21 protein-coding genes and 2 riboswitches are annotated in these 24,807 nt (G+C 50.3%); of the genes, 2 read left to right on the top strand and 19 right to left on the bottom strand.

Annotated elements, in window-relative coordinates:
- Window positions 1-5 precede the first annotated feature (5 nt).
- From ACKKE8_RS02635 to kdpF, 7 genes are all read right to left on the bottom strand, one after another.
- A complete protein-coding gene (locus tag ACKKE8_RS02635) occupies window positions 6-848 on the bottom strand; it encodes an arginase family protein (protein ID WP_409176803.1) in 843 nt (280 codons plus the stop codon).
- 61 nt (window positions 849-909) lie between these two features.
- Window positions 910-1,635 (bottom strand): hypothetical protein, encoded by a 726-nt coding sequence (locus ACKKE8_RS02630; protein WP_409176802.1) that lies wholly within the window; start codon window positions 1,633-1,635, stop codon window positions 910-912.
- Between the two features lie 12 nt (window positions 1,636-1,647).
- A complete protein-coding gene (locus tag ACKKE8_RS02625) occupies window positions 1,648-3,978 on the bottom strand; it encodes a universal stress protein (protein ID WP_409176801.1) in 2,331 nt (776 codons plus the stop codon).
- A 21-nt stretch (window positions 3,979-3,999) separates the two neighbouring features.
- Window positions 4,000-4,563 (bottom strand): potassium-transporting ATPase subunit KdpC, encoded by a 564-nt coding sequence (kdpC, locus tag ACKKE8_RS02620; protein WP_409176800.1) that lies wholly within the window; start codon window positions 4,561-4,563, stop codon window positions 4,000-4,002.
- A 35-nt stretch (window positions 4,564-4,598) separates the two neighbouring features.
- Window positions 4,599-6,638, bottom strand: coding sequence for a potassium-transporting ATPase subunit KdpB (kdpB, locus tag ACKKE8_RS02615; protein ID WP_409176799.1), 2,040 nt, complete (start codon window positions 6,636-6,638; stop codon window positions 4,599-4,601).
- 26 nt (window positions 6,639-6,664) lie between these two features.
- On the bottom strand, window positions 6,665-8,338 hold the full coding sequence (gene kdpA / locus ACKKE8_RS02610; RefSeq protein ID WP_409176798.1) for a potassium-transporting ATPase subunit KdpA: 1,674 nt from the start codon (window positions 8,336-8,338) through the stop codon (window positions 6,665-6,667).
- Window positions 8,339-8,400: 62 nt separating this feature from the next.
- The gene (gene kdpF, locus ACKKE8_RS02605) at window positions 8,401-8,478 is read right to left on the bottom strand and encodes a K(+)-transporting ATPase subunit F (RefSeq protein WP_111914364.1); all 78 of its coding nucleotides are present in this window, start codon (window positions 8,476-8,478) and stop codon (window positions 8,401-8,403) included.
- 747 nt (window positions 8,479-9,225) lie between these two features.
- Window positions 9,226-9,372, bottom strand: a riboswitch (cyclic di-AMP (ydaO/yuaA leader).
- A 241-nt stretch (window positions 9,373-9,613) separates the two neighbouring features.
- Here kdpF and ACKKE8_RS02600 point away from each other — a divergent pair.
- Window positions 9,614-9,982 (top strand): DUF2294 domain-containing protein, encoded by a 369-nt coding sequence (locus ACKKE8_RS02600; protein WP_012684130.1) that lies wholly within the window; start codon window positions 9,614-9,616, stop codon window positions 9,980-9,982.
- Between the two features lie 56 nt (window positions 9,983-10,038).
- On the opposite strand, the gene ACKKE8_RS02595 is transcribed toward ACKKE8_RS02600, so the two are convergent.
- From ACKKE8_RS02595 to ACKKE8_RS02540, 12 genes are all read right to left on the bottom strand, one after another.
- Window positions 10,039-10,449, bottom strand: a complete 411-nt coding sequence (locus ACKKE8_RS02595; protein ID WP_409176797.1) for a hypothetical protein — start codon at window positions 10,447-10,449, stop codon at window positions 10,039-10,041.
- An 18-nt stretch (window positions 10,450-10,467) separates the two neighbouring features.
- On the bottom strand, window positions 10,468-11,403 hold the full coding sequence (locus ACKKE8_RS02590) for a glycine betaine ABC transporter substrate-binding protein (protein ID WP_409176796.1): 936 nt from the start codon (window positions 11,401-11,403) through the stop codon (window positions 10,468-10,470).
- On the bottom strand, window positions 11,400-12,239 hold the full coding sequence (locus ACKKE8_RS02585; protein ID WP_409176795.1) for an ABC transporter permease: 840 nt from the start codon (window positions 12,237-12,239) through the stop codon (window positions 11,400-11,402). Before ACKKE8_RS02585 ends, ACKKE8_RS02590 begins: the two co-directional genes overlap by 4 nt.
- Window positions 12,223-13,449: a glycine betaine/L-proline ABC transporter ATP-binding protein gene (locus tag ACKKE8_RS02580; protein ID WP_409176794.1), complete on the bottom strand. Its 1,227-nt coding sequence runs from the start codon at window positions 13,447-13,449 to the stop codon at window positions 12,223-12,225. The genes ACKKE8_RS02585 and ACKKE8_RS02580 overlap by 17 nt, the downstream gene beginning before the upstream one ends.
- A gap of 399 nt (window positions 13,450-13,848) precedes the next feature.
- Window positions 13,849-13,995: riboswitch (cyclic di-AMP (ydaO/yuaA leader) on the bottom strand.
- A gap of 166 nt (window positions 13,996-14,161) precedes the next feature.
- Entirely contained in the window at window positions 14,162-15,217 is a 1,056-nt protein-coding gene (locus ACKKE8_RS02575; RefSeq protein ID WP_409176793.1) for an ABC transporter ATP-binding protein, read from the bottom strand.
- Window positions 15,214-16,956, bottom strand: coding sequence for an ABC transporter permease (locus ACKKE8_RS02570; protein WP_409176792.1), 1,743 nt, complete (start codon window positions 16,954-16,956; stop codon window positions 15,214-15,216). Before ACKKE8_RS02570 ends, ACKKE8_RS02575 begins: the two co-directional genes overlap by 4 nt.
- Window positions 16,946-18,022, bottom strand: coding sequence for an ABC transporter substrate-binding protein (locus ACKKE8_RS02565; RefSeq protein ID WP_409176791.1), 1,077 nt, complete (start codon window positions 18,020-18,022; stop codon window positions 16,946-16,948). Before ACKKE8_RS02565 ends, ACKKE8_RS02570 begins: the two co-directional genes overlap by 11 nt.
- Before the next feature lie 37 nt (window positions 18,023-18,059).
- The gene (surE, locus tag ACKKE8_RS02560; protein ID WP_409176790.1) at window positions 18,060-18,839 is read right to left on the bottom strand and encodes a 5'/3'-nucleotidase SurE; all 780 of its coding nucleotides are present in this window, start codon (window positions 18,837-18,839) and stop codon (window positions 18,060-18,062) included.
- 15 nt (window positions 18,840-18,854) lie between these two features.
- Entirely contained in the window at window positions 18,855-19,637 is a 783-nt protein-coding gene (locus tag ACKKE8_RS02555; RefSeq protein ID WP_409176789.1) for a sugar phosphate isomerase/epimerase family protein, read from the bottom strand.
- Window positions 19,613-20,434 carry a PHP domain-containing protein gene (locus ACKKE8_RS02550; RefSeq protein ID WP_409176788.1) on the bottom strand — a complete coding sequence of 274 codons (822 nt, stop codon included), beginning with the start codon at window positions 20,432-20,434 and terminating at the stop codon, window positions 19,613-19,615. The genes ACKKE8_RS02555 and ACKKE8_RS02550 overlap by 25 nt, the downstream gene beginning before the upstream one ends.
- Window positions 20,435-20,682: 248 nt before the next feature.
- Window positions 20,683-20,883 (bottom strand): cation transporter, encoded by a 201-nt coding sequence (locus tag ACKKE8_RS02545; protein WP_012684125.1) that lies wholly within the window; start codon window positions 20,881-20,883, stop codon window positions 20,683-20,685.
- 64 nt (window positions 20,884-20,947) lie between these two features.
- Complete coding sequence (locus ACKKE8_RS02540) at window positions 20,948-23,368, bottom strand: heavy metal translocating P-type ATPase (RefSeq protein WP_409176787.1); 2,421 nt, start codon at window positions 23,366-23,368, stop codon at window positions 20,948-20,950.
- Window positions 23,369-23,877: 509 nt separating this feature from the next.
- On the opposite strand from ACKKE8_RS02540, the gene ACKKE8_RS02535 reads away from it, so the two are divergent.
- On the top strand, window positions 23,878-24,789 hold the full coding sequence (locus tag ACKKE8_RS02535; RefSeq protein WP_409176786.1) for a VanZ family protein: 912 nt from the start codon (window positions 23,878-23,880) through the stop codon (window positions 24,787-24,789).
- Window positions 24,790-24,807: the final 18 nt, after the last annotated feature.

Here is a 24,807-nt window from a genome sequence, read left to right as displayed (position 1 = left end):
GGGCTTTACGCACGTGCAGATAGTGCCCGGGCGAGCAACTCTACCAGCCTCTGCGCATACTTGCCAGTGGTATCCCTTGCCCCTGAGAATTCCGTCACTTCCATACTGGTCACGCGCGAATCTCGTAGAACAGTCGCAAGCAATGTCTCCGCTTCGGACAGAGACAATCCTGTCTCACTTGGAGAATAGGCCGCTGGCATCGCGTCTTTGTGCATGATATCTACGTCGAAATGAACGAGGATTTTGGCATCAGGCGGGATCGATTCGAGCATATGAGAAACTCGTTCCACTAGGCTTCCCTCTGTGAGCTGAGCCAAGGTCATGACGTCAACGCCGAAAGTCTCTACAGGCATCTGCTGGCAGCCGACAAGGCGGATTCGCTCTGCATCCCAGCCGCTTGACTCGATCCATTGTCCGCGATCCTGAAGTAAAAACCACAATCCCATCCCTGCTGCCCCGATACAGCGAGAAGCCGATGGCACTACTGCATCGAGATGACCGTCAAGCACGAGCAGATACGCTTTTTCCTGATACCGAGACTGATGAGCCTGTGCCGTTGCAACGACCAAGCTGCAATCGCCACCGAGCATCAAGACAAAGTCGTCTGTATCGAGCCACTCTTGCGCGTCCTTTTGCAGCAAATCCCAGAACATGCGCGGTGCCGGCCAGTTACGAACTGGTGGAATATTGTGGCGAGGCAAATCATCCGGAAGATGCAGATTTCCTACATCCTGCACATCCAAGCCTTGCTGCTGCAACTGCTCGATCAATCCTGCTGTACGAAGCGCGTCCGGAGCTAATTCTGTGCCAGAGACATATGCTCCTGTGAAATGCGGGATACCAGCCACTTTTACTTTTATATAAAGTCCCTCCCAAGGAATTCATGGTATGAATGTCCTTAAAAGTATATCACAGCTTGGTTTGCAATAATTGGATGAGATCACCGACGGAAGGCCGCAACCAACGATCTGGCAAGGATGCCTTTTCCCCGCGCAGCAATTGGCAAGCAAGTGCATTCGGATGGATATCCGCACTTAAAAAATACACTTGGTGCACAGGCTGCGGGAGAGCGTCCATGACCTCCACACATTTGCTGACATACGTTTGCAGCGCATCCCGATAGGCGGGAGTCGTTAATGCCGCACCACACCACACATCAATTCCGGTCAACGCCTTGGCATGAGCTGCATCCAAGCTTTTGGCGAGCGAGCAGACAACGAACAGCAGCTTCTCTGGCGCCAGCTTGAACCGCTTCTGATACTGCTTGGCAAAACGGGCAAGTGTCGCATTCCAGGACGGAGTATCGTAGCTGCCGAGATCAGGGATGCATTTGAGTGCCCCGACTAGCTGCTCTTCCCTCTTTATAAACAAGAGACCATCGATCACTTGAAACGAAAGCCCGGTCAACTGCCCGGACAAAAACTCACCCACCCGCTCATGCATGACGCGAGAGATTCGCTGTGAGGATTTGCGCTTTAGCTTTTGCCGTATGCGCACCTCTTCTTCCTCCAGGTAGACCCGTATCAGCCTGGAAAACAAATCTGCCTCCGTAGTTGGCTCTAGTGTCAGGCACTCCAAACGGCTATAGGCATCTGCCACGCTTTGGTCCCATTGCCCTTCTTTTTCTGTGCCCATCATTACCCTCCCTCACATCATATCGGGTGCGTGATCAGCCACGACCAGCACATCCATGTGTCGGACCTCCCGCAATAATCGCTGGATGACCGAACCCTCGAGAATTTCCTTCCAGCGGGTCCGCGCCGACTGCCCGATGACGACCTGCGTCGTTCCTTTTTCGTTCATATGCCAAACCAGCTTGGTGAAAACCTTGCGTCGGGAAGGGGCTTCGTATCGTTCAAAACGACCTCCGAGCCGCTCCGTCAGTGCCTTCAGCTTTGCCAGTTGTGTCTCTTCCTCTTCTGTCAGCGTGGGATGATCCTGTACATACGCCACATGCCAGGTCGCTTTCAGGCGATACGCAATGCGAAACCCCCGACGAATCAACCGTTCACTGTCCGCACGCAAATTCACACAGACAAATATGACTTCCTGCTGCCGCCAAGGCCCGCGCAGCGTTCGCCGCTCCCACGCCTCCAAGCGTTCGTCGACGTCGTCCGCCACTTCACGCAAGGCCAGCTCTCGTAACGCGATCAAATTCCCTGTTTTGAAAAAGTTGGTCAGCGACTGCTCCACCTTTTCCAGCGCGTAAATATTGCCTTCCCGCATCCGCTGACGCAATGCTTTGGGTGAAATATCAATCAGCTCTACCTCATCTGCCTGATGCAGAATATGGTCCGGCACCGTCTCTCGCACGCGGATTCCGGTGATCTGCTCCACACTGTCGTTTAGACTCTCAAGGTGCTGTATGTTCATCGTGGATATGACGGAAATACCCGCAGCCAAAATCTTCTCGACATCGTGGTAGCGCTTCTCATAGGTGCTCCCCGGCACGTTCGTATGTGCCAGCTCATCCACCAGTACGACCTCCGGATTTCGCCGGATAATTTCGTCCGTATCCATTTCTTCCAGCGTCACGTTTTTGTACGGAATGCGCTTGCGCGGAATAAGAGGAAGTCCCTCTACCTGCTCAATGGTTTCTTTTCGTCCATGCGTTTCCAAAAGCCCAATCACCACGTCGATGCCATTTTCGGCGAGCTCGTTTCCTTCTCGGAGCATCGTGTACGTCTTGCCGACACCAGGTGCGGCTCCTACATATACTTTTAGCGTCCCGCGCTTGATTTTCCCGATTTCCTGCTGCATCTCCTCATCGGAGAGTCGTCGGTACGGATTGGCCGTTACCGCTTGTTCTCGCTTAGTCGGCATGACGCGCTCACCGTCCCGCTCGGAACGATCCGCCACGATCAAGATATCAATATTTTTCGTTTGCCGAAGAATCTTATGGACGATGGAGCCATACCATATCTCTTCCCAGCGCGTACGCTTGGACTGCCCCATGACGATTCGGGTCACATTATTCTCCATCGCATAAGCGACGAGCTCGTTTGCTACGTCCTTTTCACGTGCAAGCATCTGCTCTTCAAAGGTACCGCCGACTTTGTCCACGAGCTTTCCGATGGCTCTCTTAAAAGTCGCTTCTTCCTTCGTCAGCTTCTTGGATAAAGGGAGAAAACAGACGACCAAGAGCTCTCCGCCGAGCCGCTTGGCAACCTGTTGTCCTCGCCGAACCAATATCGAGCCGTTCCAATGATACTGGGCAGAAACCAGCACCTTCTCTGTGGCTCCTGAAGCCCCTACCATGCCGTGCTTCTCCCGATAATCCTCCAAATCCTCGTTGACGCCCGTAGCTACGAACCGAAGAGCGAGCTCCCGCAGCACATGCAGATTGTCTCTGCGAAACAGCGGATGCTTGGTTCGAGTCGGGTTGCGATCGTCTTCTTGCAGCCGTTTCAGAATGGCTTCTGGCGTAACATCGAGCAGCTTCACCTCGTCAGCCATGGCAAGCGTATCTTCCGGGACACACTGGTCGATCCGCACCTCTGCCTTCGTCAGTCGCTCCGCCATCTCTTTCATCCCGGCCAATTCGTAAATGTTGACCGTCGCGATCACACTAATATTATGATTCAGCAAATACTGAACATCTTCTAAGCTGGTTGGTCGCGGGGCGTCTGGACGATTACGATGAGCCAAACCGTCTACGAGCACGACTTCCGGATCTCGTTCGATAATGGCTGCAACGTCCAGATCATGTCTCGCTTCCCCGAGGGAATACCAGATGATTGGCTGGATTTGTTCCAAGCCCTCCCGCTTTTGCGCCAGCTTGGGATGAGTGGCCTCACCTGAGCCAGCTACGACCACATCAATCCCTTTTTTCTTAAGCGTCTGCCCTTCCATTAGCAGATGATAGGTTTTCCCTGAACCACTAACTGCCCCCAGAATGATTTTCAGCCTGCCCCGGTGCATTCTGGAGATGGACTGCAAGATTTCCTCCGGGGATTTTCGCCGAAACTGCTCTACCATCTCGCAGCCCTCCTTCATTCTTTACTTCTTCATTTCGTCCAAAGCCAAATTCAGCTTCACTACATTGACACGCGGCTCTCCGAAAACACCCAAGCTTCTTCCCTCTGTATTTGCCTCAATCAGAGCCTGTAGTTGTACCGGTTCGAGATTGCGCGCCTTCGCTACACGCTCCACTTGTATTTGGGCAGCTTTTGGCGAGATATGCGGGTCCAAACCGGAAGCGGAGTTGGTCAGCAAATCAGCCGGGATGTCCTCCTGCTTCACGCCAGGATTCGCTGCCAGAAATGCGGCGATATCCTTTTGCGTACGTTCGATCAAGGCCGGGTTGGATGGCGCGTAGTTGTTCGAGCCAGAGCCTGCCGCATTGTTATCAATAGAAGAAATGCGTCCCCAGAAGTACTTCGGATCGGTGAAGGTCTGCCCAATCAGCTCGGAGCCGACCACCTTGCCGCTCGCATCGGTGATGAGACTGCCACTCGCTTGTGCAGGCATTACAACCTGTGAAATACCTGTCATCGCCAGCGGGTAGGCAATGCCGCAAATCAGCAGCAAAACGAGGCTGAGACGCAAATTTTTCAATATCATATCGGTTCACCTGAGCTTTCTTTTTTCAATATGAGTTACACCAGATTCAATCCGGTCAAAATCAAGTCAATCAGCTTGATGCCCACGAACGGAACGATAATTCCTCCCAAGCCATAGATCACCAGATTGCGGCTAAGCAGCTTTGTCGCGCTCATTGGCGTGTATTTCACACCTTTCATCGCCAACGGAATCAGAATCGGGATGATGATCGCATTGAAGATCAACGCGGACAAAATTGCACTTTGCGGTGTAGCCAGACCCATGATGTTGAGCGCACTCATTTGTGGGATCGCCAGCATGAACATCGCAGGAATGATCGCGAAGTATTTCGCTACGTCATTGGCGATACTGAACGTCGTCAATGCGCCGCGTGTCATCAAAAGCTGCTTGCCAATCGCCACGACCTCGATGATTTTGGTCGGGTCAGAATCCAGATCGACCATGTTCGCTGCTTCCTTCGCCGCTACCGTTCCCGTATTCATCGCCAAACCGACATCGGCTTGTGCGAGTGCTGGCGCGTCATTCGTACCGTCACCTGTCATGGCGACGAGCTTTCCTGCCGCTTGTTCTTTGCGGATCAGCGCAATCTTGTCTTCCGGCTTGGCTTCCGCTACGAAATCATCTACACCAGCTTCGCGGGCAATCGTCGCTGCTGTCAGCGGGTTATCCCCCGTGCACATGACCGTACGAATTCCCATGCGGCGCAGCTCTTCAAAGCGTTCACGCATGCCTGGCTTTACGGTATCTTTCAAGTAAATCAAACCGAGAATCGTATTGCCTTCTGCTACAGCCAATGGCGTGCCGCCCGCGGTTGCAATCCGGTTTGCCTTTTCATCCAAATCAGCAGGGATGTTGCCCCCTTGCTCTACCACGTATTTTTTGATGGCGTCTACGGCCCCTTTGCGGATGAGAACGCCGTTTGCCAAATTCGTTCCGCTCATTCTTGTTTCAGCCCGGAACTCCACGCCTTCGGAACCAGGCAATTCCAGTTCAGCAAGTGCCAAACCTTGTTTTTTCGCCAGTTCTACAACAGAGCGTCCTTCCGGTGTTTCGTCATGAACCGAGCTTTGTGCAGCTACTCGGTTCAATTCCGTGCTTTTACTGTTGCCTACTGTGACAAACTCGGCAGCCATCCGGTTTCCGTGCGTGATCGTTCCCGTTTTATCCAAAATAATGGTGTTGATGTCACCGGATGCCTCTACGGCTTTACCGGACATGGCAATGACGTTAAACTGTGTGACCCGGTCCATACCCGCAATCCCAATCGCTGACAAGAGCCCGCCAATCGTGGTCGGAATCAAGCAGACGAGCAAAGCAATCAGTGTCGCAACCGGAATGGCTGCATTCACATAGTTGGCGATCGGCTGCAAGGTCGTGCAGACGATTAGGAAAATCAACGTCAAGCTGACCAACAGCGTATTCAACGCGATTTCATTCGGGGTCTTCTGTCTTTTCGCGCCCTCTACCAACGAAATCATGCGATCCAAAAACGATTCGCCGGGATCAGTCGTCACACGGACGCGGATGCGGTCACTGACTACACGTGTGCCTCCCGTGACAGAGCTGAAATCGCCACCTGCTTCTTTAATGACCGGAGCGGATTCACCCGTAATCGCTGATTCGTCCACAGAGGCGACACCCTCGACGATTTCCCCGTCGGATGGAATCAGCTCGCCTGCTTCCACGATAACCAGATCGCCTTTTCGCAGTTCTGTGGAACTGACGACCTGAATGCGACCATCTTTCCCCACTTTTTTTGCTTGCGTGTCCTGCTTCGTTTTTTTCAAGCTCTCTGCCTGTGCTTTGCCACGACCTTCTGCCAAGGCTTCTGCGAAGTTAGCGAACAAAATCGTCACGAACAAGATGAAGCTGACGACGCCGTTGTACAGCGGGTCCGAAGCTCCCCCAAACAAACTAGGTACAAACGTCAGGAGAAGCGTAATGAAGAACCCGATCTCTACCACGAACATGACAGGATTTTTCATCATTACACGCGGGTCCAGTTTTTTGAAAGACTCGACAAAGGCCCGTTGGTACAAATCTTTAGGAAGCGCAACCGTGCGCGTTCTACTCATGGAAAATTACTCCTTTGCCTCTAGTATTAGCGGATCGTTAGCCACTCGGCGATTGGGCCGAGTGCAAGCACAGGCAGGAATGTCAGTGCGCCTACGATTACCACAGTCGCAATCAAAATCACTGTGAATACACTATTGTCTGTGCGCAGTGTCCCCATCGTTTCTGGTACCGGCGTTTTTGCGAGCAAGGAGCCTGCTACCGCCAGCATCGTAATGATCGAGACGTATCGACCGAATAGCATGACGAGTCCGGTAGAAATGTTCCAGAATGGCGTGTTGTCGCCCAATCCTTCAAAACCGGAACCGTTGTTGGCTGCCGAGGATGTGTACTCGTACAGCACTTGTGAAATGCCGTGGAAGCCTGGGTTCGACACTGCGGATGAACCCATTTCTGTCGCCAGTGCAATAGCGGTTGGCGCCAAAATAATCAGGGGATGAACGAGAATCGCGATGGCGATCAGCTTCATCTCTTTTCCTTCGATCTTGCGGCCGAGGAATTCAGGCGTACGCCCTACCATCAAGCCCGCCAAAAATACAGCCAAAATTGCATACATCAAAATGTTAATCGTTCCGACGCCATCTCCGCCGAATACGCAGTTGAGCATCATTTCACCGAGCGGCACCAAGCCGCCAAGTGGCGTCAATGTATCGTGCATGTTGTTCACGGTTCCTGTCGTTGCCGCTGTTGTCACGGCGGTGAACAAGGCGCTTTGTGCGATGCCAAATCGGACTTCCTTTCCTTCCATGCTGCCCATTTCTTGTGACAGGCCAGCCCGTTCCAGCGCCGGGTTGCCGTTTACTTCATTGGCATACGCCGTAATCAAGAACGCCAGGAACATCACGAACATCGCTCCAAAAATAACCCAGCCTTGCTTGCGGCTCTTCGCCATGAAGCCGAATGCGAATGGCAGTGCCGCCGGGATCAAGAACATCGACAAAATTTCAATCACATTCGTAAGCGGTGTCGGGTTTTCAAACGGATGCGAAGAGTTTACCCCGAAGAATCCTCCCCCGTTTGTTCCCAAATGCTTGATTGATACGAGTGAAGCAACCGGACCACGAGCGATTTGTTGCTCCGTTCCGCTAATGGTTGTCGCTGTTGCCGTCGGCTCCATCGTCTGCGGCACACCTTGGGACACCAAGAGCAATGTCACGACAATCGCCAGTGGAATCAACACCCGTGTATGGGCACGCACCAGGTCAACGTAGTAGTTACCGATGCTGCGCTGCCCTGTCAGCCCGCGCATGAAGGCCATCACGACCGCGATTCCTGTCGCTGGCGTCGTAAACATCAGGTAAATAATGACCAGCATTTGCGACAGATACGACAATCCACTCTCCCCGCTGTAATGCTGAAGATTCGTATTCGTCAAAAAGCTGACGGCTGTGTTAAAGGAAAGCAACGGCTCCATCGCCGTAATTCCACTTGGGTTTCCCGGCAGCATCCCTTGCAAACGAAGCAAGAGATAGGCAATGGCTACCATCGAAATGTTGCTGACCAGAACAGCCATTGCGTACTGCTTCCAGGTCATATCTGCTACGCGAATGCCAGACAGCTTGTATATCGCTTTTTCCACCCCGCCAAAAACACGGTCCAATCGGGTCGTCTCCAGCGAAAAGGAGCGTGCCAAATATTTTCCCATCGGTATGGCGAGCACGAAAAGCACCACCAAAACCAACGCTATTTGTATAAAATCCACGACAGTTCCTCCTACTCCCTCTAAAAAATGGTTCCAAATAAACGAATGCTTCGGGTAAACCCCTAGTATTTTTCCGGGTAAATCAATGCGTGGCACAGGTACATCGCAAGCCCTGCCACAATCAGCAGCAACCAGATCATTTCTCTTTCCCTCCCTGTTCTCTTACCACGGCGTCACAAAACTTGATGAGTGCAAAAAATACACCGAATGAAAGCGCCAAGAGCAGTATGGAAACCACGTCCATGCAATGTCCCTCCTTTTTTGCCGTACGAATTATTCCGTGAAGTCTGACCGAAGCGTCTCTCTCGCTATCCCCTGTACGAGCTTTCTTGTAAAGGTAGTTCAAAAAGTTGTCTTTTGATCACGTAGTAGTCCTGAGGGCTTATGCGACGTCGAAAGTGTCGTTCACCTTCAAAGTCCGGTGCTCATGTAGGTCCCCTACACTCCGCTCCTCCTTCATCAGGTTCTCGCCACTTTCTCGGTGCTGAAAAGCCAACTTTTTGAACACAGATTTTTTTGAAGAAAGCCTGCCATTTGGGATAAAAAAATAGACCAATGCTTACAATTCCCCCGAAAGATCGCCACATTTGACCGAGCGAAAGATAAACAGACGAAACAAGTCGCCCGCCTTTTCGCGGCAAATAAAAACGTTCCTTTGTATCGGAGAAAAAGTACTCATTGGTCTACCTAACGCCCAGCCGACTTGAAGTTGCCTTCTTTGCGTTTTGTCTCCCGTTTCCTTTTTCAAAAAAACAGCTATTTATTTGTGAGTAAAAACGGTCATTGGCCGTTTTTGAGCAAAACGAAAAGACCTGCATTACGTTTCGAGTCAACCTTTGTCGTCCCAAATGGAAAACAAAAAGGCCTCCTCAAACAGGCGGTCTTTAGACCTCCCTCGCTTTAGCCGACGAAGTTAGCTGACGGGTAGGATGGCGAAAGAGTTTCTCATCCCTCCCACGATTCATACGTGGGATTAACCCCTACTGATTGGGTCCTCCGTTCCCGAGTGCCTCGGGATTTGGCCATATTTGCAATTGTTGGTTACGAGTCTCATTATACGTCTGGCATAATCGGATGTTAATGTCCTATTTCAGTCTTTTTCACACGATTTTTGCGTTCTTTATCCGTGTAAGCGATTTAAACCTATCAGGCCTCATCCGATCATGATATTTCATCGTTTCTCTTGCGTTTTCACATTATCAGCCTATTTGTTTGACAGCCTCCAGACGGCTGAGTAATATTAGGCACAATGATAAATTATGGGAGGTATGGCGTTTGGCCATCTCTAACAAAAAAAAGCTGGAAGCTGAAATCAGCGAAGCATTCATAAAATTTCAACGCGAACTAATTGGACGAGGTCCGCAGGAAGCCAAGACCTATATCGTCGGTGATATGGTCATCGCTAGGTTCAAGGGCGTTCTCACCGTCGAAGAAAAGCATCTGTCCAGTCACGATAAAGGTCGCCGCATCGTCAAAGAAATGCGCGAGGTTCTTCGTGAAATGTACAGCGAAGAATCGGAAGAAATCGTAGAAAAGCTAACAAGCTGCAAGGTACTATCGAGTCATAGTGACATCAGCACGAAAATGGGTGAACGAATCGAGGTATATGTATTGGACAAGGACCTCGAAAAAATGTTGGGCTAATTTCACGAAAACAAGGCTCCGCCTCATTTGCAGGCGGAGCCTTTTCTATTCCTCTCTTACCCACTCATCTGTTCAGCCAACCAGCCGTAGCCTTTATACCCGGGCTGGCTCACGATGACGTGATTCGCCCCGAGCGCCTTGTATAACATCGCGTTCCGGTGCTCCTGCGTCATCACAAAAATCCGGCAGGTGCCCAGCTGCTTGAACAGTGTAACGAAGTCACGTCCTTCCGCCCACTCATCGGGAAAGATGTAGACGGAATGATAGAGCAGCAAGGATTCCTGATCGCGGTAGCACTCGTCAAATGAGATGGGCAAAAAACGCTGAATCGTCTTGTCTCCAGGCCCTACCGTCAATGAAAAGGCACCGGGATTCCTTCCCCAAAAAGCTGGAAAACTGTCGCAGCATAGTGTCTGGACAAAAGAAGTGAAAGCTTCCCCCTTGCCCATTACGAGATAATGCTTCATAGCAGCACCTCCCCTTCCTTATTGGAGATCCTCAATTGACGAGATGTTCATGTACGAAGGAACCACGAGTCCAATTTTGGTACCGTCGAGATTCGGACCCAAATCCTCAATTTGCCCACCAAATTTTTTCAAATAGCTCGTATCTGTAGACGGCAGCCAAGCCGCAACCATCCCATCTACATCTCCAATGGCCACACCTGCCCACATCGGTCCAGTCTGCACCTGACTCAATTCGACTTCATACCCCAGCTTCTGCTCCAGCACATGCTCTACGACGTGCGTGCTGGCAATCTCGGAATCCCATGCTACATAAGCGAGAGTCAGCTTCTCTTTTTGGACAGGCTGGATGCCCTCCACCCATTTCGCTACTTTGGCTTCGTTGTTTTTTACCCATTCCGCAGCGGCCACTTCCGGGTCTTTTCCGTCAATCATTTGGACCATGACTGACTCCATATCGGCTGGCTCCCACCAGAACTTATCTAGAAATTGATAGGCAGCAGGCTGATCCTCTTTCAGCCCTTTGCGCACGATGGTATGGATTTGTTCCGCTCCACCAAAGCCGTTCTTCGGGTCCGCCAAATATTTTAAATCCATCTTTTTAAACATCCAATGCGGCGTCCAGCCCGTAATGATAATCGGTTCCTTCGCTTCGTACGCCTTGATCAAAGCTGCTGTCATTGCTGCATCTGAGCCTTCAACAAGCTGCCATTTATCCAAGCCATAAAGGTTCATGACTTCCTCTGTCTTCACCATCGAGCCTGCTCCTGCGTCGATTCCGATAATTTTGTAGTCGAGCTTTTCTCCTAGCGCGTTGTCCGACGTCTCTGAAGAAATCGGACCGATCACCGTTGCTGTCGGTATTTGTGTGTTTGTATTTTGACTGGAGCAGCCTGCAAGCCAAGCTGTCGCTCCCATCATCACTGCCAGTAAAGCTGGAACCATTTTGTTCATCATGTGTTTCGCTCCTTTTTTCCTGCATATTGAGTAAGCCGATCCAAGACGATAGCGATGATCACGATGGATAGCCCCGCCTCGAATCCTCTTCCTATATCCACTTGCGACACGGCGCGATATACGTCTGCACCCAAGCCTTTCGCCCCGATCATAGCCGCTATGACCACCATCGACAGGGCGAGCATGATGCACTGATTGACTCCCGCCAAGATCGTCGATTTCGCATACGGCAGTTGCACTTTCACGAGCTTTTGCCACCCAGTTGCGCCAAAGGCGTCCGCTGCTTCCTCCATTTCTGCTGGGACCTGACGTATGCCTAAGTTCGTGAGACGCACGATTGGCGGCAAAGCAAAAATAACGGAGGCAATAACTCCCGGCACCTCGCCCAAGCCGAAGAAAAAGATCGCGGGAATCAAGTAAACGAACGCTGGCATCGTCTGCATCAAATCCAGTACTGGCGTTACCAGATTGCGAAACGTATCGTGTCTCGCGCAAAGAATGCCCACCGGAATCCCGATGGCGATCGAAATCATGGTGGCAGTGAGGACGAGTCCCAATGTCTCGATTGTTTCATCCCAGTACCCCAAGTTGTGAATGAGAGAAAGTCCGATAACCGTAAAGACCATGGACGCTCTCCCTGCAAAAACCCACGCAGCGGCCCCCAGCAGCAAGATGAGAATCAGCGAAGGTATCTCTGCCAAAACCGTGGAACAGTAAGTCACCATCGTAGAAATGACAATAGACACCGGATCAAACAATACCCCTTTGTACTGGCCCAGCACCTCCACGAAGCCTTCCATCCATTCGCCAATCGGCAGCTTAGGCACGGCGTCCATCACTCATCACCTCTGCTCTCTGGTTTTCTTGGACATTGACTTTGCCTACCAGCCCGCCTAGAACCGCTCCTTTTACGATGACACCCAACAAACGCTGCTGCTCGCCCACTACAGCAATCGGGACGTGCAGGTCTGCCATCATCGGGAACAAACTGTGCAGACGTGCGTCCGGTGAAACAGTAGGGAGGTCAGTTTTCATGATCGTCTCCAGTGAATCTCCCGTACCGATCGCGAGTGATACGTCATAGGCCGTAATCAAGCCGAGCAGTGTGCGCTTTTTGTCCACGACGTACAAGCTGGACACTCCGTTATCCATCATGAGTTGCAACGCCACTCGCGCCCCTTTGTCAGGGGTGATTGCTTCTGCCCGTTTCATCACATTTTCAGCAACGAGCACCCTGGATAGGTCGGCATCCTCGACGAACTTCCGCACGAATTCATCCGCTGGATCTGCCATGATTTCTTCCGGGCGGCCGATCTGAATGATCTGTCCGTCTTTCATAAAGGCAATCCGATCGCCCAGCCGCAACGCCTCGTGCAAGTCATGTGTAATGAACAGGATCGTCTTTTTCATCGTCATCTGAAGCTCCAGCAGCTCATCCTGCATGTCTTTTCGAATGAGCGGGTCCAGTGCACTGAACGCTTCGTCCATCAAGAGAATGTCTGGATTATTCGCCAACGCCCGCGCCAATCCGACTCGCTGGCGCATCCCTCCGCTCAATTGATCCGGGTACGCATTTTCCCACTCGGTTAATCCAACGAGCGCGAGCGCTTCCCGTGCTTTTTCTAGCCGGAGCCCCGGTGGTACTTGTTGAATCTCCAATCCAAACTCGACGTTTTCTCGTACCGTCCGCTGCGGAAACAGGGCGAAATTTTGGAAAACCATCCCAAGCTTCTTCCTCCGCACCTCGCGCAAAGCCGTTGCTTTCATGTCTACAATCTCCTCCCCATCGATCTCGATGCTTCCGCTCGTTGGGTCAATCAGGCGATTACACAGTCGGATTAACGTTGACTTGCCGCTGCCGGACAGGCCCATGATGACGAAGATTTCACCTTCCTCGACTTCAAAGCTGACCTGATTTACCCCGATAGACTGGCCTGTTTGCTTGTAAATTTGTTCCTTCGTACGTCCTTCTGCCAGCAGCTTCAAGGCAAGCTCTGGCTGCTTGCCGAACACTTTTGTGAGTTGATGGACCTTCATTTTGGGCATGGTATCCCTCATCCTTCGTTTTTTCGTAAATGAAAAAAGCCCGCGAAGTTTCCACACTCCAGCAAAACCAAGCATGCACGCTTGATTTTTACTCGTGTTGAAAATCCGCAGGCTTACGTAATACCTGGCGTCCCTTTTCAGGACTCCCTGTACTCTGTCTTCCTGATTTCGATTGTCAGCGGTTTATGTCGTACCAACTGCCTCCCAGCGATCCACACCATTCCCTTTCACGTCTGTATCGCGTAAGCTGCTCGTCGGTATTTCCATAAAAAATAGGCCGATCCATCTTTTTCTCCAGAACAAAGGTCCCAAAGAAAAAGCCTGTATCGGCCTATCACATGCCCGCAAGGAAAAGGAATCCCCTTGTTGCGCATTATAAGCCTAGACTTTATCCATCCATGACCTTCCCTGCTTTGGCCGACGAGGTTAGCTGACGGGTAGGATGGCAGAGAAGACATTTCCTCATCCCTCCTGATCACTCAGGATTAACCCCAAAAGATTGGTTCCCCCGCTTCCGAGAATCTCGGAACTAGGCCGTATGTGTTGTTTCTTATTGAATCGTGATTGTGATTTGATTATACGCTCGCTTCCAGTTGTTGTGAACGTTCGTTTTCGTTGAATCAAACAGAATAGCGCCTTTCTTAATGAGTCGCATTGATTTAGATGGTTCATGCTTATCCAATTGAAGAATCCCTTGGCTATCTTTCCCTTTTTACACACAAACCTCTACGCATACACGCTCCTCATAGGAAAATCGCTGACTGATGTCCGTGACAACCTCCCAGTCATCCTCCCCGACCCGGATGGAATAAAGCAGCTCTCGCCCCTGAAATTGCACATGAGATACCTTTCCGACAACGCCTTCCATTCCTTGCTGCCACGGTACGAGCTTCAACTGATCGGGACGAACCGGCAATATTTGCTGAGCGTGAAAGGAAGAAAAGTCGCGGGAAACGGCAATCGGTACCGCTGGCTCTCCTTGCCTCTCCAACAAAAAGGTATTGGGGGAAGACCAGTTTCCTTTTAAGAAGTTGGCCCGTCCCACAAACTTGGCGACAAAAGGCGATTGGGGCAAATAGTATATATCCTGCGGGCTACCTGCTTGTTCCACCCTTCCGCCTTTCATTACGACGATCTGATCCGCCATAGCCAGTGCCTCTGACTGATCGTGTGTGACGTAGACGATGGAAGTCCCCAGCTCGCGGTGAATAAATTGGATTTCCTTGCGCATTTGCATACGCAGCTCTGCATCGAGACTGCTCAATGGCTCGTCCATCAGGAGCAGCGTAGGGTTAAACACGATGGCCCGCGCCAGAGCAACGCGCTGCTTTTGTCCACCAGAGAGCTGACTGGGAAATCTCTCTTCCATTCCTCCGAGACCGACCATCTCCAGCATTTGTGCCACCCGTGCCTTGGGATTATCTTTGTAAGCGGCAGGCACGTGCTTTTGATGTTGCAACGGAAACACCACATTCTCATAGACAGTCAAATGCGGCCAAAGAGCGAATGACTGAAACACCATACCTATCCGCCGCTCCTCTGCCGGCTTTCTTCTTGTCTGGTCCGCTACGCACTCTTGATTGATCCAGATTTCTCCGCTGGTAGGCGATTCAAAACCCGCTAATAGCCTAAGCAGTGACGTTTTTCCGCAACCGCTCGGCCCGAGCAAGGCAACGAATTCCCCTTGTCCAATTTGTAGATCCAGATGGTGGAGCGCCGTCACATCTCCGAATTTTTTGGAAACGCCCTTCACTCTTGCACTGTTCATCCCTGTATCCTCCGTTGCCAATATCGTTTCCACAAACCGCCCATTGCCAAAGCCAGCAGGATAGCCGCTACGATCAACGAAGAAAGGGCCGTGCTATGAGTCGTTGATCCCGCCTGCTCAAAGCTGAAAATAACGACACCGATCGTTTCCGAACCGGATGACCACAGAAGCGATGATATCGTCAATTCAGTAAATGCTGTCAGGAACACCAGGAACAAGCCTGTTGCCATTCCCGGTGCATAGAGCGGAAGCAAAATCCGGGACCACTTCGCCCAAAATCGACCACCGTTGATCCGTGCTGCTTCTTCTACTTCCTTGCCCACCTGCATAATAGAGACCGTACTGCTTTTTACTTGCAAGATCAAAAAGCGAGTTACATACGCAATCAAAATGAGCCAAACCGTTCCATATATTCCTGGCTGCCAGCCGGGAATCGGCTCGATCCACGTTAAAATCATCGCCAGACCAAGCACCATACCGGGCAAAGCATACGGCAAAGCGACAGCTCCTTCCATTACTTTTCCCATAAAGGAAGGCCGATGGATGCGCCAGTAAGCGAACCACGTTCCAGCCACCACGCACAAGACGCCAGTCAAGCAGGCTAGCATCAAGCTATTGCCGATGGCCGCTCTCGTTCCAACATGGTCAAACAGAACAAACGCAAAATGCTTCCACGTCAGATTTTGCGGAACAAAAGGCAACCCATACGCCTTGATGAAAGCGTTCGCTGCCATGGACAAGAGAGGAAGCACACTCGTCACCAACAAAAAGAGTCCAACAAGAACCTCCACAACCCGTCTATATCTTTCCAAGTGACGGCGAATCGATTTGTCCTCGGCACTGGTCTGGTCCACCCGGCTTTTACGCAAAAAGAGCCACTGTACTCCTGTTCCAGCCAATGCTATCACTCCAAGCAAAATAGACAAGACAGATGCCCTCGCAAAAGCGCTCGGGCCAAATCCGATGACCTCCTCATAAATCAACGTACTCAATAAAGGGATATTTTCCGGGATCCCGAGAAACGCCGGGACACCAAAATTATCGAGTCCGGAAATAAAAGCAAGCAGTCCTCCTCCTGCTATTCCCGGTAAGGCGAGTGGGAGTGTCACCTTGCGAAATACGGTCGTAGCCGTAGCCCCTGAAGAATGAGCCGCCCATTCCAGTTCTTTGGGAATCCGATACAGAACGGACAGCGTGAGCATGTAGACTAACGGATAATGCGTTAGACCCATTACAACAATGATCCCGTCCAAGCCATAGACGTTCCACAGCTCCAAAGGCCCACCATAAAGCCAGCTCGCTGCCAGGTTCAATACCCCTTGCGGACCTGCCAGTTGTGTCCAGGCCAAGGTCATCACGTACGAGGGAATCAGCAATGGCAACAGGGCAAGTACGTGAATGCCAGACTTCCAGCGTATGTCTGTATAGGCGCATAACCAAGCCAGCGACACGCCAATGACTAACGCGATGAGCGTAGAAGCTCCTGCCGCCGTAACGCTGTGACCGATAGCGTTCCACGTGCGTTCATGTGTGATCACATCCGCAAAGTATCGAAGACCGATCCCTGCTTCTGTTTGCACACTAAGAGCGATCAACTTCCACAACGGATAAATAAAAAAGAAGGCGACCGGCACCAACACGATCCATGTGGCCGCCTTTTCCAACGACAGGGGCACGGCCATTTTTCGCCGTTCCCCCATCTTGCGCTCGGACACTGCTGTCTGCCAGTTACTTTGCACCCATCATCTCTCCAAATTTCTTTTTGTCCGCCTCTCTGTTCGCTTCAAGTTCATCTGTATTCGCAGAAAGCACCTTGATCTGGTCTTGAGCGCGTAGCCCTTCCGGAGCAGCGATGCCTTTTCTGATCGGGGTGTACCCAAGACTGCTTGCAAGCTGCTGTCCTTCTTCCGAGAGCACATAATCGACAAACGCTTTTGCTGCCTCTGCATTTTTCGTTGCTTTCATGATCCCGATTGGTTCGGTTATGACAGGAACACCCTCGTTTGGATAGATGAGCTCGACTGGAGAGCCGTCTTTTTTCGCCCGAGCTACGAGGTAATCCACAACCATCCCATATTCCTTCTCGCCGCCTGCGACGCTTTTCAATACAGCACCATTGCCTTTTGTGACTGTCATCTGGTTTGCTTTGAGTCCGGCTATGTAGTCCCAGCCAAAATCAGCCTGACGTGTAAGTACGCCTATGTTATAGGCTGCTGCCCCAGAGTAGAGTGGACTTGGCATGATCGCTTTGTTCGAGGCTGTCGGACTGGTCAGAACCTTCCAACTATCCGGAAGAGCGGCAACCTTGCTGCTGTTGACTGCAAGAACGGTTGCCATCACTTTGGTTCCCGTATAGGCGCCCTCTGCATCCTTCCACTCCGCCGGAATTTCTTTAGCCTCGGGCGAAGCATATGGCATGAGCAAATCCTGTTTTTTCAAGCTAGCAAAGGTCGGTGCATCCGCAACCAAAAGCACATCTGCTTTTACCTGCCCAGCTTGTGCCTCCGCCTGCAAGCGACTCATCACTTCCTCTGTACCGGATCGGAACAGCTCTACTTTTACCTCCGGATAATTTTTCGAAAAACCCTCGATCAATGCTTGCGCGTCTGCATCTGGCTGGGAGGTATAAAAGCTCAGCGACCCTGCGATTTTGGCAGGGGCAGGGGCAGACTCAGATGTCGCTGCGGTGTTTGCCGCCGGGGTTGGTGATGTGGAAGAAGGCTGGGAACCGCAAGCTGCCAGTCCGAAGACAGAAACGGCTGCGAATAAAGAAAGGGTCCATTTTGGGCTAAGAACACGTTTCACTTGTTCATTCCTCCTAAAAATCATGAGTGGTTAACAGCTAAGAGCTTTGCTTCGCGCCTTGAAACCATTTGCCGATTTTTGCCTTCATGGCAGTATTCGTCATGTTTAATTGCAAAGGAGTAATCGTGATATAACCGTCGCGAAGCTTGTAATAATCAGACTCCTCGTCCTCAAAGTGGAGCTCACTCAAGTGGTCGGAGAGCCAGTAGCACATATACCCTTGCGGATCGTTCAAGCCCACATATTGATAGCGCAGAACATCCATTGCCAGCGGCGTGACTGCTACTCCTTTTACCATTTCCTTGGACAAATACGGGAGATTGATGTTCAGAACCGTTTCGGGACTGAGCTTGTGTCTGAGCAGAGTTTCAAATACTTCGTAGGCAAGCGGCTCGATGATTGAAAAATTCGGGTTTGGCTTCAGCGTAGCGAGAGATATGGCGATGGAAGGAATCTGGTACATCGCCCCCTCAATCGCTGCTGAGATCGTACCTGAATAAAAGACATCCCGTCCCAGATTCGGTCCACGGTTGATTCCAGATACAATTACATCTGGCTTTTCCTTGAGAATGACCTCAATCGCCATCTTGACGCAGTCAGCCGGTGTGCCATTGACGGCCCATGCTTCCAGCGAGGTTTCAAAAAAGTTTACTTTGTTTGCTTTGACTGGCGATTTCAACGTAATGGCATGGCTGATCGCACTACGTTCTTGATCCGGGCAGACAATGGATACATTGCCAAAGGGCTGAAGTGCCTGCGCCAGACAAAGCACTCCACTTGAAAAAATTCCATCGTCATTGGTTACGAGAATATTCAAAATTATACGGACCTCCTATCCAAATGAAACACAATCCTCTTGCCGTAAATAAACCATGTTTTGCTTGAGCTGAGACAAGCTCCTCGCATCATCGAAGCCTTCCACAACAACGGGTCTCTTTTCTTCAAACAACAACGGCCAAATGCCTAGCAAATCAATCTCTCCTGTTCCTAATGGCACATGCAGCTTGGTTGCCGTAGCGTCGCTCACATGAATTTTATCGATCCCCTCCAGCTCGCGGTAAAATTGCGACAAGGAACAGGAAAGAGGAACATGAGCAATATCAAACGTGGTTGTCGTCGGGTATTCCAATGCCGTTCTCAGTTGATTCATATCTTGCGGTGTCACGATCATTTCCTTCGGCAGAGGCTCAATGTGCTCGATAGACAACATACAATCTTTTTTCCTCGCTTCGTACGCCAGCTCATTCACGCTCTCAATCAGAATCGGCTCATGCCAGCTTCGGTTTCTGGGCGACAGTGTCACTCGTCCCGGATGGATGGTCACACTTTTGGCTCCGATTTCACTTGCTAGCGTCAAGGAACGCTTCACCTCTTCAATGGATTGCTTGCGAATGCCATGATTCAGCGAACACAAATTCAAATCCCAGCTAGCTGCATGCAAGGTCAGCTTCATTCCCGCTCGTTTTGCCGCCTGTTGGATTTCTTTCGGGTCACTCTGGTAAAACCAGACGTGCTCCGCCCATACCTCCATACCCGCAAATCCGTATTGACGCGCAATCAAGACAGCCGCCTCTACCGGGTAAGCCCACATCAGTGTTGATGAAACATACAGCATTTCCACCACTCCTTTACCTCTGCCGGGATTGGCACGCTACCGACCGGATATGGGTTGCGTGAGCGATGACCGTGAAAGTCGCTCCCTCCCGAACGGATGAGATGATGGGCTTTGGCTTGTCTCTCCCAAAAAGCCATCTGTGCAGCCGAATGTCTCGGATAATATACTTCAATCCCGTCGATTCCGTATTCAAGCAACGCATCAAGCTGAACCTCAAACGGGTAGATGCCAGGATGAGCCAGTACAGCAATTCCGCCCGCTTCATGGGTAATTTCAATCGCTTCCCGTGCAGAAAAGATAGGACGGGGCACGTAAGCGGCACACCCTTTGCGCAAATACGTCTCAAAGGCAGACTGGGGAGATGAGCAGTAGCCCCGGTCGGCAATGACCTCTGCAACATGCGTGCGAACTATCACTCTGCCGTTCGCCCGTGCCATGCACTCTTCCATAGAAATGGACAGCCCCAGTCGATTGCAGCCCACAACTATCTCGTTGATCCACTCGATACGCTCCCGTTGCCGTCTTTCCATGACATGAAGCAGGCGAGCATCGGATATATCCAGGCCGTACCCCAAAATATGTAGCTCGTCCTCCGATCCGTCTGTATTCCACTCAATTCCCGGTATAAGCTGTATGCCGAGCTGCTGGGCATCCTCACGGGCAAGCAGATAACCATCCACGGTATCATGGTCGGTAATGGCTAAATAATTCACACCACGCTCTTTGGCCTCTATGAGCAATTCCCGAGGTGACAGCTTTCCGTCAGAAGCAGTCGTGTGCATATGCAAATCCAGCATGACCATTCCTCCTGTTTCACTATCCGACATTGCTGTGTTTTCTGTTTGATTTCATTCTAAATCCCGTTTTTTAAGGCCATATAAAGCACCTAACAAGGTTTGATAAAAGTAAAATCAGGTGTTCATGCGATTTTGTTTCGTTCATCCGCTCAAATATGTACGTTTGATTAACGATTTACGAATTCTTTACAAAAAAGAAAAAAAGCTCTCGCCTCAATCAGGCAGGAGCTTTTGGATAGGTACGATGATTAAACGACGTCGTAACCTTGGTCTTCAATAGCTTCTTTTACTGCATCGAGAGTCAAGTTGCTCTCGTTGTAGGAAACCTCAACCTTTTTTTCAGCCAGATTTACTTTGCCTTCTGCACCCAGATCTTTCAACGTGTTCTCGATGCGCGCTACGCATTTGTTGCAAGACATACCTTCTACGTTCAATGTGATATTTGTCATGATCAATCTCTCCTTACATTTTATGTTGTATAGGTAAGGCGGACAAAGCCGCTTGTTACTGTTGTTACAGCTTCACTCGTTGCAGTCTCAATGCGTTGAGTACAACGGATACGGAGCTGAAGGCCATTGCGGCACCGGCAAGCCATGGAGCGAGGAAGCCGATTGCGGCAATTGGGATGCCCAAAGTGTTGTAGGCCAATGCCCAGAACAGGTTTTGCTTGATGTTGCGGATGGTGAGTTTGCTCATCTCGATGGCGTCTGCGACACTGGTCAGTTCGCCACGCATCAGGGTAATATCAGCTGCTTCCATAGCCACATCTGTACCTGTACCGATTGCCATACCAACGTCAGCGGTAGCGAGTGCAGGAGCATCGTTGATTCCATCGCCGACCATCGCAACTTTTTTGCCTTGTTCTTGCAGTTTTTTCACTTCTGCGGCTTTGCCTTCAGGCAGGACTTCTGCGATGACGTGATCGATTCCTGCTTCACGGGCAATGGCCTCAGCAGTTTGACGGTTGTCACCGGTCATCATGATCACAGTCAATCCCATTGCTTTCATGCGCTGAACAGCTTGCTTGGAGGTTGGTTTGATCGTATCCGCTACGGCAATCAAGCCAGCGAGCTTGCCTTCGACGACTGCGAGCATCGCCGTTTTACCGGAGCGCTCCAGTGCCAGCATGGTATCAGACACTGCTTCGTACGAAATTTGATGTTTTTCCAGCAAGCGGCGGGTACCGACGAGTACTTCTTTGCCAGCAACGGTTGCCCGGATACCGAAACCTGGAATAGCTTCAAACGAACCTGTATCAGTCAAGGCGATTCCTTTATCTGCAATTCCGCGAACGATGGCTTGAGCCAATGGGTGCTCGGAATTTTTCTCAGCGGCACCGACCAAAGAGAGTAGCTCTTGTTCTTCGATATCAATGGCAATGACGTCTGTCAGTTCTGGCTCGCCTTTGGTTACAGTCCCTGTTTTATCGAGGACGATCGTATCCAGGTGGTGAGCAGTCTCCAGATGCTCCCCGCCTTTGAACAGGATGCCCAGCTCAGCTGCGCGTCCAGAGCCTGCCATGATCGAGGTCGGTGTTGCCAAACCGAGGGCGCAAGGGCAAGCGATTACGAGTACAGCAATGGCTTTTTCCAAAGCCTCGCCGAAGTTGCCAGGTATAACGAAGAAGTACCAGATCAGGAAGGTAAGAATGGCAATCCCTACTACGATTGGGACAAAAATCCCGGAGATGCTGTCAGCTACGCGCTGAATCGGTGCTTTTGTTCCTTGTGCTTCTTCCACTACTTTAATGATTTGCGCCAGAGCCGTTTCTTTTCCTACTTTGGTTGCCTGGACTTTCAAAAAGCCGTTTTTGTTCAAAGTGGCGCCGATGACGGTATCGCCTGCGGCTTTATCCACCGGAATACTTTCACCAGTCAGCATCGATTCATCAACTGCGGACTGTCCTTCCATGACGATGCCATCGACAGGTACTTTGTCGCCCGGTTTCACGTGAACGACGTCGCCCAGTCTCACTTCTTCTACAGGAATGGTCATTTCGACGCCATCCCGTACGACTACTGCTGTTTTTGCTTGCAAGCCCATCAGCTTGCGGATCGCTTCCGAAGAGCGGCCTTTTGCTTTCATCTCAAACAGTTTACCCAAGACGATCAATGTGATCAGTACCGCACTGGTCTCAAAGTACAGCTCCAGCATGTGGCCGCCATGAGCACCGATGGAGTCGATCGCGACCCATAAACTGTAGAAATAAGCAGCTGAGGTACCGAGAGCAACCAGCACATCCATGTTGGCACTCTTGTTGCGAAGGGCTTTGAAAGCTCCCACGTAAAACTGTGCTCCGATGAAGAATTGTACGGGTGTTGCCAATGCGAGCTGTACCCACGGATTCATCAAGATTTCAGGCAGCCAGATAAACGAGGTGAAGGAAAAGTGGCTCACCATCGACCAGAGCAGCGGGAGCGACAGAATCGCGGAAATCCAGAACTTGCGGGTCTGACGCTTGATTTCTTCCTGGCGACGATCTACTTTTTCTTCTTCTTTTCCTTCTTCCTTGCGAGTCGCCTGATACCCTAGCTTTTCTACCTTTTGAATAATGTCCGCCACACTTACCTGTGATGAATCGTACTCGACAGTGGCTGTTTCCATCGCCAGGTTCACGTTTGCCTTCAGAACCCCAGCTGTTTTGTTCAAGCCTTTTTCGATCCGTGTGGAGCAAGCCGCACATGTCATTCCCGAGATGTTTAGCTCCACCTTGTCAGTGACGACGCCATAGCCGAGCGACTCAATTTTGGAGCGGATGTCGTCGATGTTCGTTTTCGTTGGATCGAACACAACTGTGGATTTTTCCAAAGCCAGATTGACGTTGGCGGTCTCCACTCCCTCCATTTTTCCCAAGCCCTTTTCGATGCGCAGTGCACAAGCTGCGCAAGTCATCCCTGAGATTGCGACTGTTGCCTCTGCTGTTTTCACACTCATTTTAATCCCTCCAAATACCCTTGAGGGGTATATTTTTTCGTATCGTTTCCCTTACGTTGTTTCCTGATCACACCTTTACTATACAATACCCCCTCAGGGTATATCAAGTGCTTTTTTCAATTTTTTTCTAAATAGGCTTTACGTGCTGAAAACACAGGGAAAATGCTTAGTTGTTATCCAGCTATTCTGCCGGACGAAGCCCTACCACATGTTTTCCAGTCGCCTTTTTCCTTACTTCGTTCGGGCGGTCTCCTTCCAAACATATGGCAGTACTTCTTTACAGCAATTGTCTTCCCCCAGCTTTACACCGTTTGCAGGTTAACTCAAAGAGGCATTACTTCCATGATTATTCCTCCTTGAAGCAGCGTTCACAATGTTATCAACAACTGCGCTTCGGCCTAGGCCACAACATTTCTTGTGTTAAATGAAGGATGTGACTAACAGCTAATCACTCACGTATTAATTCAGAGTAAAATCATTCAGACACAAATGGCTTTAAGGAGATTGAAATGATGGAAACGAAATCACGGAAAATCATCTTAGTTGGCACCATATGCTATACGATTTTAATTTTATTTTTTATGTTCTTTGCGTTTAACAGGCTCGGCGGTGCAACCAGTGTAGATGGATATACATTTTTACTTGTTCCAGAAGGAGTACCACTTCTATTTCCAGATCTAACTTTAATGTGGTTGGTTGATTTTGGGAATATTGTTGCTTTTATCCCTTTTGGAGTACTATTTCCCCTGTTGTATCGTGTAAGATTTGGGAAGTTCATATCCTTGTTTGTCTTAACGATTCTCGTTCTAGAAACTCTTCAGGCTTTAACTTATCTCGGTAGTTTTGATGTAGATGATGTTATATCCAATACATTAGGTGCAGCGATTGGTTATGTTGCCTATCGAGTTGGATTTTCTTCAAAAATTTCTTATAAAAAGCTCATGGCTTCTGCTCTATCTATTGTTGTCCTTATAATTGGAGTCATGGTGGTCTCTGAAATCATCAAAAAAAGAGAAGGCCCTATTCAGTCATTAACGGTTATGAAAGAAGTGACAGGAACTACACCTATGACTGAGAACCTCCCAAGTTTCACGGTAGCAGGTGAGCGAATAGAGCCGAAAATGAACGTGTATAGCAGTGAAGGGGAATCAACCAAAACATACAACTATATTCTGGGGAACCAAAAAAATGTCTGGCTTTATTTCTATTTCGGCATTCCCGACAATGGAGACTCTAAGGGTGAAGCCAAAATCATCGTAGATGGACAAGAACTATCTCCGTTAAACGAACAATCCTATCAAGGGGCAGAGGCTTTAAGGGAGATGCCTTTTAACGAGGTAAACGAAATTACCATTATCGTTTCCGGAAATGCTAAGCTGTGGGACGTTGGAATCCGTGGAATGCAACATTGGTGGGAATGAGTAAAATAAACGAAACGA

Origin of the sequence: Brevibacillus fortis, assembly GCF_046196545.1 — a bacterium.
Lineage (GTDB): Bacteria > Bacillota > Bacilli > Brevibacillales > Brevibacillaceae > Brevibacillus > Brevibacillus fortis_A.
The sequence above is the reverse complement of the archived record's forward strand: the minus strand, read 5'-3'. Positions and strand labels throughout refer to the sequence as shown.

Bases quoted from the DNA above. Each gene is read 5' to 3' on its own strand.
- ACKKE8_RS02555 (WP_409176789.1), bottom strand. From the start codon at position 19,637: ATGCTGTATGTTTCATCAACACTGATGTGGGCTTACCCGGTAGAGGCG.
- kdpC (WP_409176800.1), bottom strand. From the start codon at position 4,563: ATGATATTGAAAAATTTGCGTCTCAGCCTCGTTTTGCTGCTGATTTGC.
- ACKKE8_RS02595 (WP_409176797.1), bottom strand. From the start codon at position 10,449: ATGAAGCATTATCTCGTAATGGGCAAGGGGGAAGCTTTCACTTCTTTT.
- ACKKE8_RS02585 (WP_409176795.1), bottom strand. From the start codon at position 12,239: ATGGACGCCGTGCCTAAGCTGCCGATTGGCGAATGGATGGAAGGCTTC.
- ACKKE8_RS02540 (WP_409176787.1), bottom strand. From the start codon at position 23,368: ATGAGTGTGAAAACAGCAGAGGCAACAGTCGCAATCTCAGGGATGACT.
- kdpF (WP_111914364.1), bottom strand. From the start codon at position 8,478: ATGATCTGGTTGCTGCTGATTGTGGCAGGGCTTGCGATGTACCTGTGC.
- ACKKE8_RS02630 (WP_409176802.1), bottom strand. From the start codon at position 1,635: ATGGGCACAGAAAAAGAAGGGCAATGGGACCAAAGCGTGGCAGATGCC.
- ACKKE8_RS02580 (WP_409176794.1), bottom strand. From the start codon at position 13,449: ATGCCCAAAATGAAGGTCCATCAACTCACAAAAGTGTTCGGCAAGCAG.
- ACKKE8_RS02590 (WP_409176796.1), bottom strand. From the start codon at position 11,403: ATGATGAACAAAATGGTTCCAGCTTTACTGGCAGTGATGATGGGAGCG.
- ACKKE8_RS02550 (WP_409176788.1), bottom strand. From the start codon at position 20,434: ATGCTGGATTTGCATATGCACACGACTGCTTCTGACGGAAAGCTGTCA.
- ACKKE8_RS02545 (WP_012684125.1), bottom strand. From the start codon at position 20,883: ATGACAAATATCACATTGAACGTAGAAGGTATGTCTTGCAACAAATGC.
- ACKKE8_RS02575 (WP_409176793.1), bottom strand. From the start codon at position 15,217: ATGAACAGTGCAAGAGTGAAGGGCGTTTCCAAAAAATTCGGAGATGTG.
- ACKKE8_RS02625 (WP_409176801.1), bottom strand. From the start codon at position 3,978: ATGGTAGAGCAGTTTCGGCGAAAATCCCCGGAGGAAATCTTGCAGTCC.
- kdpB (WP_409176799.1), bottom strand. From the start codon at position 6,638: ATGAGTAGAACGCGCACGGTTGCGCTTCCTAAAGATTTGTACCAACGG.
- ACKKE8_RS02535 (WP_409176786.1), top strand. From the start codon at position 23,878: ATGATGGAAACGAAATCACGGAAAATCATCTTAGTTGGCACCATATGC.